The 12042-nt window shown below is 62.1% G+C and carries 20 protein-coding genes and 1 tRNA gene; 11 read left to right on the top strand and 10 right to left on the bottom strand.

The window, feature by feature from the left end:
• Positions 1-451: 451 nt before the first annotated feature.
• Entirely contained in the window at positions 452-613 is a 162-nt protein-coding gene (locus ACVWVY_RS29275; protein WP_456629628.1) for a Flp family type IVb pilin, read from the bottom strand.
• A gap of 255 nt (positions 614-868) precedes the next feature.
• Between ACVWVY_RS29275 and ACVWVY_RS29270 the strand changes: the two genes are divergently transcribed.
• A complete protein-coding gene (locus ACVWVY_RS29270) occupies positions 869-1024 on the top strand; it encodes a hypothetical protein (RefSeq protein ID WP_456629627.1) in 156 nt (51 codons plus the stop codon).
• 82 nt (positions 1025-1106) lie between these two features.
• Positions 1107-1403 carry a putative quinol monooxygenase gene (locus tag ACVWVY_RS29265; RefSeq protein ID WP_456629626.1) on the top strand — a complete coding sequence of 99 codons (297 nt, stop codon included), beginning with the start codon at positions 1107-1109 and terminating at the stop codon, positions 1401-1403.
• Between the two features lie 10 nt (positions 1404-1413).
• On the opposite strand, the gene ACVWVY_RS29260 is transcribed toward ACVWVY_RS29265, so the two are convergent.
• Entirely contained in the window at positions 1414-1692 is a 279-nt protein-coding gene (locus ACVWVY_RS29260) for a hypothetical protein (protein ID WP_456629625.1), read from the bottom strand.
• 58 nt (positions 1693-1750) lie between these two features.
• Here ACVWVY_RS29260 and ACVWVY_RS29255 point away from each other — a divergent pair, with 58 nt between their 5' ends.
• The gene (locus tag ACVWVY_RS29255; protein WP_212418160.1) at positions 1751-1936 is read left to right on the top strand and encodes a hypothetical protein; all 186 of its coding nucleotides are present in this window, start codon (positions 1751-1753) and stop codon (positions 1934-1936) included.
• Between the two features lie 55 nt (positions 1937-1991).
• On the opposite strand, the gene ACVWVY_RS29250 is transcribed toward ACVWVY_RS29255, so the two are convergent.
• Positions 1992-2186 (bottom strand): hypothetical protein, encoded by a 195-nt coding sequence (locus tag ACVWVY_RS29250; RefSeq protein ID WP_456629624.1) that lies wholly within the window; start codon positions 2184-2186, stop codon positions 1992-1994.
• A gap of 241 nt (positions 2187-2427) precedes the next feature.
• Positions 2428-2574 (bottom strand): hypothetical protein, encoded by a 147-nt coding sequence (locus ACVWVY_RS29245; RefSeq protein ID WP_456629623.1) that lies wholly within the window; start codon positions 2572-2574, stop codon positions 2428-2430.
• Between the two features lie 357 nt (positions 2575-2931).
• On the opposite strand from ACVWVY_RS29245, the gene ACVWVY_RS29240 reads away from it, so the two are divergent.
• Positions 2932-3117 carry a hypothetical protein gene (locus ACVWVY_RS29240; RefSeq protein ID WP_456629622.1) on the top strand — a complete coding sequence of 62 codons (186 nt, stop codon included), beginning with the start codon at positions 2932-2934 and terminating at the stop codon, positions 3115-3117.
• Positions 3118-3550: 433 nt separating this feature from the next.
• Here ACVWVY_RS29240 and ACVWVY_RS29235 read toward each other — a convergent pair whose 3' ends face one another.
• Positions 3551-3718: a hypothetical protein gene (locus tag ACVWVY_RS29235; RefSeq protein ID WP_456629621.1), complete on the bottom strand. Its 168-nt coding sequence runs from the start codon at positions 3716-3718 to the stop codon at positions 3551-3553.
• A gap of 191 nt (positions 3719-3909) precedes the next feature.
• Here ACVWVY_RS29235 and ACVWVY_RS29230 point away from each other — a divergent pair, with 191 nt between their 5' ends.
• The 7 genes from ACVWVY_RS29230 to ACVWVY_RS29200 all read left to right on the top strand — a co-directional run bounded on the left by ACVWVY_RS29230 (position 3910) and on the right by ACVWVY_RS29200 (position 7653).
• Positions 3910-4146: a hypothetical protein gene (locus tag ACVWVY_RS29230; protein ID WP_456629620.1), complete on the top strand. Its 237-nt coding sequence runs from the start codon at positions 3910-3912 to the stop codon at positions 4144-4146.
• A 157-nt stretch (positions 4147-4303) separates the two neighbouring features.
• Positions 4304-5065 carry an SIR2 family NAD-dependent protein deacylase gene (locus ACVWVY_RS29225; protein ID WP_456629619.1) on the top strand — a complete coding sequence of 254 codons (762 nt, stop codon included), beginning with the start codon at positions 4304-4306 and terminating at the stop codon, positions 5063-5065.
• A gap of 201 nt (positions 5066-5266) precedes the next feature.
• Positions 5267-5932 (top strand): cold-shock protein, encoded by a 666-nt coding sequence (locus tag ACVWVY_RS29220; protein WP_456629618.1) that lies wholly within the window; start codon positions 5267-5269, stop codon positions 5930-5932.
• A gap of 117 nt (positions 5933-6049) precedes the next feature.
• A complete protein-coding gene (locus ACVWVY_RS29215; protein WP_456629617.1) occupies positions 6050-6547 on the top strand; it encodes a DUF192 domain-containing protein in 498 nt (165 codons plus the stop codon).
• Positions 6548-6612: 65 nt separating this feature from the next.
• Positions 6613-6689, top strand: a tRNA-Pro gene (locus ACVWVY_RS29210).
• 78 nt (positions 6690-6767) lie between these two features.
• The gene (locus ACVWVY_RS29205; protein ID WP_456629616.1) at positions 6768-7355 is read left to right on the top strand and encodes a CAP domain-containing protein; all 588 of its coding nucleotides are present in this window, start codon (positions 6768-6770) and stop codon (positions 7353-7355) included.
• A 73-nt stretch (positions 7356-7428) separates the two neighbouring features.
• A complete protein-coding gene (locus ACVWVY_RS29200) occupies positions 7429-7653 on the top strand; it encodes a hypothetical protein (protein ID WP_456629615.1) in 225 nt (74 codons plus the stop codon).
• A gap of 413 nt (positions 7654-8066) precedes the next feature.
• Here ACVWVY_RS29200 and ACVWVY_RS29195 read toward each other — a convergent pair whose 3' ends face one another.
• From ACVWVY_RS29195 to ACVWVY_RS29175, 5 genes are read right to left on the bottom strand one after another with little or no spacing between them, the layout of a single operon-like run.
• Complete coding sequence (locus tag ACVWVY_RS29195; protein ID WP_456629614.1) at positions 8067-8834, bottom strand: ABC transporter permease; 768 nt, start codon at positions 8832-8834, stop codon at positions 8067-8069.
• The gene (locus tag ACVWVY_RS29190) at positions 8831-9595 is read right to left on the bottom strand and encodes an ABC transporter permease (RefSeq protein ID WP_456629613.1); all 765 of its coding nucleotides are present in this window, start codon (positions 9593-9595) and stop codon (positions 8831-8833) included. Before ACVWVY_RS29190 ends, ACVWVY_RS29195 begins: the two co-directional genes overlap by 4 nt.
• Positions 9592-10395: an ABC transporter ATP-binding protein gene (locus ACVWVY_RS29185; RefSeq protein ID WP_456629612.1), complete on the bottom strand. Its 804-nt coding sequence runs from the start codon at positions 10393-10395 to the stop codon at positions 9592-9594. Before ACVWVY_RS29185 ends, ACVWVY_RS29190 begins: the two co-directional genes overlap by 4 nt.
• A gap of 4 nt (positions 10396-10399) precedes the next feature.
• A complete protein-coding gene (locus ACVWVY_RS29180; protein ID WP_456629611.1) occupies positions 10400-11098 on the bottom strand; it encodes a GntR family transcriptional regulator in 699 nt (232 codons plus the stop codon).
• 10 nt (positions 11099-11108) lie between these two features.
• The gene (locus ACVWVY_RS29175; protein WP_456629610.1) at positions 11109-12032 is read right to left on the bottom strand and encodes an ABC transporter substrate-binding protein; all 924 of its coding nucleotides are present in this window, start codon (positions 12030-12032) and stop codon (positions 11109-11111) included.
• Between the last annotated feature and the right edge of the window lie 10 nt (positions 12033-12042).

The following is a 12042-nucleotide window of genomic DNA, read 5'->3' as shown; positions in this document are numbered from 1 at the left end:
GCTCCCGAGGGCACAAAATAGCAGTAAAACCCAATCGAGGGCAGTAGCACCTGCGGGTTACGTGCGTGTGTACCTCGTTTTGATCCTGGCTAGGTGGCGGCCCTAACCCCAATCACTATAGCCCGTTTGAGCCCGTGTCTCTCGGCCAACGCAGCTCCGCCGCCGCCCATCGAGGGGGCGTTTGGTGATAGCGCCGGAGCCGGGCTGTTGTTCGTGGCTGGGCGCATGGCGACCCGGTTTGTCGCCCACCGTGACGGACACTCTGTGGAAAAGGCGCGCAACTGCACCGTTGCAAAGTGCATCAAGAACCAGGCGACCAGGGGTTATACGGCTGTTCAAGCCTCCAACTGGTGTCCAAACAACCTGCACAGGGGTTGCAACTGAGAATCGGCGACAGAATCCCGGAGCAATCCGGGCTTTTCTTTTCCAGCTTCAAGCGTCACCTGCCGCGTCAGGACAGGGTCAACGCAGTTATGAGACTCTGGAACAGTGTGACCAGCCTTTGGCCGGTCATTCCGACGGCGGCAATAATGGCCAGGGCGATAAACCCGGCGAGGAGGCTGTATTCGATAGCGGTGGCGCCGGACTCGTCGCGCAGAAACTTCCCAAACATTTCATGCTCTCTCGAATATTGACGAGAGCGTTGTGGCACGCCCAAGTTGCTGTCTAGAAAACCAAAAGCGTAAAATTGCAATGATTTGTTGGCGCTGCGGCCCCAAGGCGGGCGCGTGCTTCAATCGCGCTCGGCCGCGTCTTGATTTCAGACGGATGTCTTTTGGCGATAAAGAACGCCGCGCCACCGGCGTGATCCCCCACACATACGCGATTGGCTCCCCCGTCCATCGTGGTGCCAACGGAGGGATCAACCATGTACCTGCTTTACGGCGTCCTCATTCTCGCGATGATTTTCTTCTTCGTGCTTCCGATTACCGACGCGAGGACGGCTCGGATGAAATTGTCCGTGCTGTCCAGCCTCGGCGTGTTGCTGGCGGTATCGGTTGTCGTGCCGCGCCTGTTGCATTAACGAAGGATCTGCCCGCCTCGACGCGCAATGACCGGCGCCTTTCCGGGGGCAGGCGGTTGGCTGACGCGCATGGGGGCTCGACATGATTATCGTAACTGGCAGCATTTTGGCGCGCGAGGATACTTTCGAAGACGTGCTCGGCTCGTGCCTGGAGCATGTCGAGCGCTCCCGCAACGAGCCGGGCTGCATCTCGCATGACGTGCATGTCGATTGCCAGAACCCGATGCGGCTGTTCTTCTTCGAGCAATGGGCTGACGAGGCGGCCTTGCGCACGCACTTCGCGGTCGAAGGTTCGAAGGCGTTTGTAAGATCACTCAAGGGCCGGATCGTCGAGACGACGGGGACACGGATCTATCGGGCGGAAGCGATACCGCGATAGGAACGGGCGGCTAGAGCAGGGGATTGTACAACCATTCTTCCGGCCAGAACCTGTTTCCGATCCAGCCGAGGCCGGCCGTCACGGCAAAAAACACGATCGCGGTAGGGATCAGCTCGTGGATCGCAAAGGCGGCGGCCAGCAGCGGGCCGGCCAGATGCGCCGTCAGCCCGGCAAAGCCGATCCCGATGCCGAACAACGCGGCTTGAATGATCCAGATCATCATGTCCCGAAGCGCCATCATGCCTCGACGATAGCGCCCGTGCAGGCCGCCCGATGTGACCGGACGCACAGTGTTGTTCTCACGGCGCGCTAGCCTTCGCGCATCCGCTTCACTTCGGGAGGTCGAAATGCTGGCGTGGGTTTTATTGGTCGCGAATATGCCGACCATCGTGTGCACGATTTGCTCCGCCTTCCTCGCTTACAAGGAAAGGCCGCAATGGGTCTGGTTCGCAGGGTTGGCGGTGCTCGCCGGCATAGGCGGGCTGCTGACGCTCGGCGTCGTCCACGCACAACAGCTCGCATGGCGATCGTGAGCGAAAAGGGCCGGACGCAGTCTGGCCCTCGGCGCAAGATTGGGTCTTCGTCAGATCAGACCTTGACGTCCAGCAGCGCCGGTTCGTCGGGCGGCTCATTCGCAAGGGCCGCTTCCACGGCGGCTGCCTTGGCGTGATAGACGGCCTGAAGATCCTGGTTGATCGTCGTCGATGGCGCCTTGGCGTTCTGATCGACGACGAGTTGTATTCTGGCCTGCGTCACTTCAACCGGTATTGGATAAATGACCATGGGATTGACCCTCCTGGGCCAAACCCTGTCAGGTGCATATTTACGCTTTGTAAAGAGGTTGGGTTAACGGCGCAGCATTTCAGGGAGGCTCGGTAAATGGAGACTTAAGTTTCCATGACCGGCGTCAAAAAATTATAGCATTTCCGAGTGAAGGCCTGATCGGGAGACACGGGGCGCGTCAGGCGCGCCTCAAAGCGAGACCGTGAAGCCCGGGCGCTGCTTCAATCAAAACCGATTGGTCCTAATGCGTCTCTTCCAGCCGTTCGGCGTAGAGGCGGAATTCCTCGGCCATCTCGATCAGCCTCTTCGAGGCTTCCGGATCCTTGACGGCTTCGGCGAGCTGCCGGGCTCTGTTGGCCTGGTCTCGATAGTGGTCGGCTTGGGTCATCGCAGCACCTTTTTAGATAAGTACGGGCTGCGCCAAAAAGGTTCGACATCCGGCGCGCGACCGGACGCGGAACGAGCGGCAACAAATACGCGCAGGATCGATCGGATGGGTGAGAGGACGATGCAGCGAGGTAACGGTATCTTAACACGGCAACGGTGCCGGAAAACGCGCCCCTGTTCGTTCCAGCAGAACAAAAGGAGTCTGGCTCCGCGCAATCGTTGCCGGACCGGTTTCCTCGCGGAAATCCGGATCGGCTTCCTCGCGAAAACGCAGATAACCCTATTCAGTTAGGTTAAAACCCAAATCGCGTTGTGTGTATTTGAAGTTGCGATAGGGATGGCATGAGGAAAACAGGCCATGGTCCCTTCGTTTCACAACGCGGACAAACCGACCCACGGACGCGTCATGGTGGTCGGCCTGCTGTTATGCCTTGCCTTCGTCGTCATCAGCTTTTCATTGCGGCCGCAAGCTGAAAGCGACCACGTACTGGTCAAGGCCGACAGGCTGGTCCGCACCGCGGGCGAACCGCTCAAGGCACACTGACGCCCGACGGATCAGCGCTCAACGGTCCGGCAATTTGTTGCTTGGCGATCGGTGATAGGTCGCGATCGCAATGAAGCCTGCGTAGCCCATCACATTGATCAGAATGTCCAACCACACAGGCATGGCGCACCTTTCCCCAGAACTAAACTCCACAAGGGCCGTGTTAGTTCCAGCGTAATCGGATGATCAGACCCGCCGGATCGCATGGCTAGCGATTCGCATCCGCTCACCCCCACGTCCGCGCCATAACGAAAAACCCCGCCTGCATCCGAAGATGCAGACGGGGTCTTTCATGCTTTCACCTCTCGCAAGGTTGCTGCACTTGAGAGGAAAACGTGGAGGAAGCGACTTCGTTCCTGCCGCTCCCGGAATTCTTCTGGTGGAATTCGTCGTGGGTTCCGCGGCCATCACGCAAAGGCCTATCGGTTCTGCCTCAACGCCAGAACGAGGCGCGGCCGGATCCGTGCAGCGCGTTGGCCAAGGTCGTCTCATAATACGCTTCGCGCTCGCGTTTGAACTTCTGCTGGGTTTCCCTGAAGCGCGCGACGCGGGCTGCGATTTCGGCCCGGTCGCGCGCGAGTCTTTCTTCCTTCTCCGTCATCGCCCATCCGTATCTTGTTTGATTCGCTTTCCGCCATCATTCGCGCGCGCGAATGGGGCGTGAATGCGGACACTGAGTTGCTGCATTGTGATCGCCCGCCGCCTTTGAAGCGAAGGTGGTGGATAAGCTGTGGCGCATTCTTGTCGCTCACGTGGGTTCCCGATAGCGAAAGGCACAAACGGGAGGTTCCAATGGCAAAGATTGATCTGGATTCACTTGGTATCGAAGAACTCGCTGGGCTGCGCGAGAACGCCACCGACAAGCTGTTCGAAAAGGTTGCCGCGCGCCGCGCCGAGCTCGAGGCGGAACTGGAAAAGCTGGCCCAGTACGGCAAGCCGGTGAAGAAGGTGGAAAACGCACCGGCGCCGAAGGCGAAGAAGACCGAAGAAGCCAAAGCGCCGAAGGAATCGGTTGCGAAGGCCGCATGATCAGGCCGCGCAACAAGGCGGCGTAAGCTATAAGGCGGCCTGATAGAGGCCGCCCCGACGATGCGCATGCTGCCCATCCGGGGAGGGCGCATCGATCTGGCAATCCGAACGGCCGTGCTATAGTCCGCACGGCCCAACAGTTTCGGAAAATTCAGCGGTGATCGCCAAGGATTTGCGCAGCGGCGTCGAGCAGCTCGGCAACATGATCGCCGAAGCCGGGTGTATCGTTCCCTTTACGGGCGCCGGCATTTCAACCGAATGCGGCATACCGGATTTCCGCTCGCCGGGCGGCCTGTGGACCCGTAACCGCCCGATCGCGTTCGACGAATTCGTTTCCAGCTCTGAGGCGCGGGCCGAGGCCTGGCGGCGGCGCTTTGCGATGGAAGAGACCTTTGCGGCGGCCAAGCCCGGCCGCGGGCATCGTGCCTTGGCCTCGCTCTACAAGGCCGGCAAGACACCTGCGATCATCACCCAGAACATCGACAATCTGCACCAGGCATCAGGCTTCAAGGCTGACGATGTCGTCGAACTGCATGGCAACACCACCTATGCCCGCTGCATCGGCTGCGGACATGCCTATGATCTTCCTTGGGTAAAAGCGCGTTTCGAAGAAACCGGCGAGGCCCCCGACTGCACCGTCTGCGACGAGCCGGTGAAGACCGCGACGATCTCGTTCGGACAGGCGATGCCGGAGGATGCGATGCGCCGCGCCACCGAACTGGCGCAGCAGTGCGACCTGTTCCTCGCGATCGGATCATCGCTAGTCGTTTGGCCTGCCGCAGGTTTTCCGCTGATGGCCAGGGACTGCGGCGCGAAGCTGGTTATCATCAACAATGAGCCGACCGAACAGGACGATGTCGCCGATCTGGTGATCCGTTTCGACATCGGGGAGACGCTCGGACCGTTTGTAGGCAATTGATCTCCAACTGATTCGCGGTTGTGCAAGGCTGTTCATAGCCCCCGCAATTTTGTTTTTTTTAGCTATGCGCCGCAGTCCGGAGTGTTATCTTTTGATTCGAGAGATTCGCGCTGCGTTACCATGATGGTCATGGTAGGGCGCGTGTTCCGGTCCACGATGGCGATAGTGGGCCGCTTTTTTGAATGTGTGAGGTCCGGGGTCATGGGGTCGGACGAATTTGGGTCCAAGAAGCTCGGGGGGCCGCCGTCAGGCGGGACAGAGCAAAACAGACTTGGACCGAGTGAATACACAGCCGGGGCGCAGCGCGATCCGGCGGTGGATGCGTTTTCGGGGCTCGGCGATGCCGCAGCCAACCTTGTCGAAATATCCGGCGTCATCAAATGGTTCGACGCTTCGAAGGGGTATGGTTTCATCATTCCCGACAATGGCTGGCCCGACGTGCTGCTGCACGTCACCGTGCTTAGGCGCGACGGCTATCAGACCGCCTACGAAGGTGCGCGGCTGGTGGTCGAGTGCGTGCAGCGCGCCAAGGGCTATCAGGCGTTCCGGATCGTTTCGATGGACGAGTCCACCGCGATCCATCCGGCGCAAATGCTTCCGCCGCGGACCCATGTCAGCGTCACGCCGACCAGCGGGCTGGAGCGGGCGCAGGTCAAATGGTTCAACCGGCTGCGCGGTTTCGGCTTCCTGACCTGCGGCGAGGGCACGCCGGACATCTTCGTCCACATGGAAACGCTGCGCCGCTTCGGCATGACCGAGCTGCGTCCGGGCCAGTATGTGCTGGTGCGCTTCGGGCCCGGGTCCAAGGGCATGATGGCGGCCGAGATCCATCCCGAGACCGGCCCGTCGGCGCTGTCCTCGCATTGATCTGCTGACGGAAATTTGAGCCGGACGCCGCGCACCAGCGCGGCGGCCTCTGGCATTTGCCGCAATCATCGGGTTAGGGTCCCCGGCAATTCCCAGATATCCGGCATGAGTGCATTGATGAATTTCACTTTGATGATTGTGCGGCTTCGCATCGGCGGCCGCTTGCTGACGTCGCTGGCCGCGGCATCCGCGGTGCTCGTCATCCTCTGCGCCAATCCTGCCGTGCGGGCGGCGAGCGTTCAGCCGCTCGAGATCGTCACCAAATCAGGCGTGCAGGTGTTCTCGGTCGAGATGGCGACGACGGAGGAGGAAAAGCAGACCGGGTTGATGCACCGCAAGGAGCTGCCTGACGGTAAAGGCATGCTGTTCGATTTTTCGCCGGAGCAGCAGATCTCGATGTGGATGAAGAACACCTACATCTCGCTCGACATGATCTTCATCCGCGCCGACGGCCGCATCCTGCGCATCGCCGAAAATACCGAGCCGCTCTCCACCAAGATCATCTCGTCAGGTGGTCTCGCCAAGGGCGTGCTGGAAGTGATCGCGGGCACGGCGCAAAAATACGGCATTCGGCCCGGCGACCGGGTGGCGCACCCGCTCTTCAACAAGCGCTGAGTCCCTTCCAGATCGCCTTGATGGCCGGGGTCTAAGCGTGTATCGACGCATTCCCAGCATCGGATCGGGGTATAGCGCAGCCTGGTAGCGCGGCAGTTTTGGGTACTGCAGGTCGTTGGTTCGAATCCAGCTGCCCCGACCAACAAAATCAATGGTTTGCCACCGCTTTTTGGATTGAATCCTTCCAGCGATCCCGGTTGGGAAGGGGCAGGGGAAAATTGTGACCGGTATCAAGATAGTCATTCTGGCGAGGCAGGCCCTGCTGCTGGGGCTGGCGCTTTGTTTTGCCACCACTGCGCTGGGCCGGACGGCCGCGGCCGATCCCGCGCAGATGATTTCCGACTTCCGGCTGAAGCACGGAGAGAAGCGCGTCACCCTCGATGGGACTCTCACACGGATTGCGCATGATCAAGCCCAGGCGATGGCGGCAAAGGACCAGCTCGATCACGATGTCCTCGGCCGGTTCAATACGCGTGTCGGCCCGGCGGGCGCCGGCCGGGCCGCAGAGAACATTGCGTACGGCTATGACGGTTTCCCCAAGACCCTCGACCAATGGATCAATTCGTCAGGGCACCGAAAAAACCTCCTGCTGCCCGGCGCCACGCGCGTGGGTGTTGCCAGCGTGAAAAGCGCGAAGACCGGTCGCATGTATTGGGCCATGGTGATCGCAGGCGATTATGAGCGTCCCAAGCCGCCGAAGAGTTCGCCAAAAAGTTCGCCGAAGGATTCAAAGCAGGCCAATGCCGCGAAGCCCAAATCGCGCGCGGCCGAGGCCTGCCGACTGAAGATTCTGAGCCTCTGTTTCTAGTGGAAGTCGCAACGTTGCGCCTTGCAATATCGTTCTTGTTATGTTCTCTTCGGTCATTCCTCGGAGGTGACCAATGGACGTCGAGAAGCAACGGGAAATCATCCGGCTCTGGAATCGCATGCGCCAGGTCGAAGGTCCGGCCGCGGAGGAAATCCGTATCCAGATCCTTGAATGCTTTGCACAACGCGAGCCGTCGAGCGCGCGGATGAGCGATCGCCGGGAGGTGTTGAGCCGTGTGCGGGTTCCGACCGGGCAGGTCCATCGCATCGGCGAGCGCGGCAACAACGCAACGCTTTGACGGCTTCGCGCCTCGGCGAGGTTGATTCGGTGGCCGTCAAGATTGACGGAATCGACGCATGGTGCATGCTGCACCCATGTTGTCGCGTGTGCGCAATCATTTTCAAGGTGCGAAGTTCGCCCGCATGAGCAGCGGGACGTATTGCATCATCCGCGACCTCGGGTTGGTCAAGGGCGGCAAGGGGATGCGGCACCATGAGGTGCTCATCACCTTCAGCCCCCGCGCGTTCCGCCGCTGGGTCGTGACTGCCGGGCGTGATCTGGCAAGCGCAGTGAAGCGGCGGTGGCTCTCGCTTCAACGCGAGCCGCAGCGCGGAACGGATGTTCCAACGACCCCCGTGCCGGAAAGCACTTCTCAGCCATTGCAGTTCGCAAGATCGCCAATAGCGTTGAGCGCGCGACGAGCCAGCACGACTAACGCTGCGAGGCCTGCCACGCCAATAGCCGATGTTCGGCCATGGACATCGCCACCGAAGTCACATAGCCGGTAACGCCTAACAGGATGACACCGGCGAACAGGTCGGCCGAGCGGAACGCGCGGGCCGACAGCAGCACCCAGTGGCCGAGCCCGTCGAGGCCGGCCAGAATTTCGCAGACCACCGACAGAATCAACGCCACCGTCAGGCTAAGGCGCATGCCGGCGAGAATGTCGGGACTGGCGGATGGCAGCGCGATTTTGAAGATCACCGCGAGCCGCGACATCTGCAGCGACCGCGCCACCTCGTAGAGCCGAGGCTCGACCGCCGCAAATCCATGGATGGTCGCCAGCATGATCGGCCAGATCGCGCCGAAGGCGATCACGAACAGCGCCATAGCCTGCGTCAATCCAAGCATGGCGATCGCAACCGGAATGATCGCCGAGACCGGCAGTGGGCGCAAAAACTCCAGCGAGGGCGCGACATAGGTCCGCATCGTGCGCGACGATCCGATGATGGCGCCAATCGCGATGCCGGCGATGGAGGCGGCGAGCCAGCCATAGGCCATGTGTTCGAGCGTGCCGGCGAGCTTGCTCCAGAGGTCGCCTGAGGAAAATCCGCGCACCAGCGCGGCCCAGGCCCGGTCCGGCCCCGGCAGGAACACCGGCGAGACCAGTTTCAAATTTGCGATCAGTTGCCAGAGCGCGATGAAGCCGGCGGCAACCGCAAAGCTCGCCACCCGCCACATGATGACAGCCCGGTTCATTGGCCGTCTCCGCTCAACGCGGCGCGGCCGAACAGGCGCTGCTGGGCCACGGTCAGGAGGATGTTCAGCGCGTAGCCGATGATGCCGATCCAGATCAGATAGGCCAGCATCAGATCGGGGCGCAGCGCCTGCTGCGCCAGCATGATGCCGGCGCCCAGGCCGAGCGGATTGATCGCGATTTCGACCGTCACGGCGACGATCAGCGCGATGCCGGCCGACAGCCGAAAGGCGACGAAGATCCGCGGCAGCGCCGCCGGGATGATGATCTTCCAGACCCGTTGCGCCGGCGGCAGCCGCAGCGCCCGCGCCACTTCCATCAGCCGCGGCTCGATGCTGCGCACGGCCGCGCGCGACAGGATCAGAATCGGCCAGACGCAGGCAAACGCCACGATCACGATTTCCATGCGGTAGCCGAAGCCGAGCGCGATCAGCGCGATCGGCAACAGCGCGATCGAGGGGATCGGCCGGATCGCCTCGACCGTCACTTCCATCAGGCGGTCGAGGGCATCGAAAATTCCGAAGGCAATGCCGAGCGCCAGGCCGATGATCGTGCCGATGGCGAGGCCCGTGAAGGCCGAAAACAGCGTGTCGCGGGTCGCGGCCACGATCGAGAGATCGGCGAAGGCGCCAACGAGCGCCATGACGATCTCGCTCGGCGGCGCCAGGCTGTCGCTTTGCAGATGGATGGCGCGCGCCCACACTTCGAACGCCACCAGCAAGGCGAGCGGCAGCGCCAGCGCCTTGGCGGAATTAACAGTCACTGCTCGGTCGCCTTGATGAAGTCGAACAATTGCCGCCGCAGCCGCAGGAATTCGGGATGCTCGCGGGTCGACAATTGATCGCGCGGGCGGGGGAGGTTGACCGAAAGTTCGATGCCGATCCGCCCGGGATGCGGCAGCAGGCCGATGACGCGGTCGCCGAGATAGATCGCCTCGTCGAGGTCGTGGGTCACGAAGATCACGGTGGCGCCGCTGGCCGCCACCAGCGACAGCACCTCGTCCTGCAATCCCTGCCGCGTCATCGCGTCCAGCGCGCCGAACGGCTCGTCCATCAGAAGCGTCTTCGGCTCCTGCGCGAGGCAGCGGGCGATCTGCAGGCGCTGCTGCATGCCACCTGACATTTCGGAGGGGTATTTTGCGGCATGGCCAGGCAGGCCGACGGTGCGCAGCAATTCCTCGATCCGGGCAGGGCGCTCGGCCGCCGGCATGCCGCCGGCTTCCAGCGCCAGCGAAACGTTGCCCGCCGCGGTGCGCCACGGCAGCAGCGCCTTGCCGTAGTCCTGGAACACGATCGCGATCTCGCGGCGCGGCTCGCGCATCGGCTGGCCGTCGAAATTCACCCTGCCGCCGGTCGGCTGGTAGAGCCCTGCCGCCAGCCGCAGCGCCGTAGTCTTGCCGCAGCCGGAGGCGCCGACGATGCAGAGGAATTCGCCGGACCGGACGCCGATGCTCAGATTCTCGATGATGGTCTTGCCGCCGAGGACGAGCGTGGCCCCGTCAAATGCGATCTGCGGCGCAACAGCGCCGGATACGGCTTCGAGGCGTTTTGCGGCGCTTGCCATAATGTCAGCTCTCGCTGCCTGAGGAATAGACGAAGTCCATGGTCGAGCGCAGATGCGCCGATAGCATCGCCTGCGACCCCGGAATGTCGCGTGCGATGACCCGGTCGGCGAGCAATTGATGGGCGCGGACGAACTTCTTGCCACTGTCGACCGAACGCATCATGACGCGCCGGTAGCGATAGGCCTGATCGTAGAGATCGGAATGAGCCGACAGCATGCGTTTTGAGCCGCAGGCACCCAGCAATGCGGTGTGAAAGCCCTTGTGCAGCCGGTCGAAATCCTCCGCGCCCTCGCGGAATTCATCGCCGATGCGTTCGATATGGCGGCGCATCTGGTGCAGGGAGCTAACGATGCCGGCTTCCCAGGCGTCGTCGCCATGGACGATGGCGAGCCTGATGGCCTCGACTTCGACCGCCGTGCGCATGGTGGTGATGTCGAGCAGATCCTCGCGGCTGATGTCGGCGACGCGAAACCCGCGCTGCCCGGTGCCGACGATCAGCCCCCGCGACATCAGCCGTGACAGGCCCTCGCGCAGCGGCGTGGCGCCGATCTCGTAGCGCTGCACGAGGTCGACGATGCCGAGCCGCGATCCCGGCGCCAGATGACCGGCCAGGATGTCCTGCTCGACCAGCAGGGCCGCGCGCTCGCTCAGCGTGGCGGCCTCGGTCACCGGTCGGTTCGGTTGGCGGTCGGAAGCCTGCATCGGCAATCCCTTACTTCAGGACCAGCTTTGAGGTGTCGAGCTTGGATTGCAGCATCTTCTGCGTCGACATCACCTCGATCCACCAGGCGAGTTGTTCGGGCTTCAGCGCCGGTTCGGATTGGTTCGGCGGCGTCGCCTTGACCAGCTCGATCGGCTGCTTGGTGAATTTTGAAATTGAGTTCGAGGCCTTTTCGCGGTCGTTGTTGACGATGACGGCGGATTCGGCGAGCGCATCGCGGAATTTCTTGATCGCCGCGGCGTTCTTTTCCGCCCACTCCCGCGATGCCGCATAGAAGATGATGGGATCGGTGCGGGCCAGTTCGACGGCATAGCGCGCGCCGACCGAGCCCAATCCGGCATTGGTCATGCGCGTCACGAACGGCTCGGCGGTCAGCACGGCGTCGACGCCGCCGGACTTGATGATATCGGCCATGGTCGGGAAGGTGACCTCGACGAAATTGACGCTCTTGGGGTCGACGCCCTTCTCCACCAGCCATTTCACGAACAGCACGTGCAGGAAGGCGTTCAGCCCGGGCGCGCCGACTTTCTTGCCGACAAAGTCCTTCGGCTCCTTGATGGTGATGCCGTTGCGGACAAAGGCGATGATGTTGCCGTTCGACACCGGGCTCATCACGGTTGCGCCGGCAATCGCGACGAGATCGAGGCCGCCGTCGGCCGCCTGCAGGAACACGGTCGACGTCGGTCCGCCGATCTGGATCGAGTTCGACAGGATCGCGGCCGGGATATTCGAGTTGATGCCGATCGGCGTCATCTCGACCTCGAGCCCGTGCTTTTTGAAAATGCCTTCGTCGATCGCCACCATTGCCGAGGCGCAGTCCGAGGTCGCCGTGCAACCGACCTGGATCTTGGCCTGCGCAAAGGCGGTGCCGGTCAGCGCCAGGCTGACCGCAAGGGCGGCAAGGACCTTTTTCACGACATTCTCC

This window comes from Bradyrhizobium sp. URHC0002 (assembly GCF_054059515.1).
The sequence above is the reverse complement of the archived record's forward strand: the minus strand, read 5'-3'. Positions and strand labels throughout refer to the sequence as shown.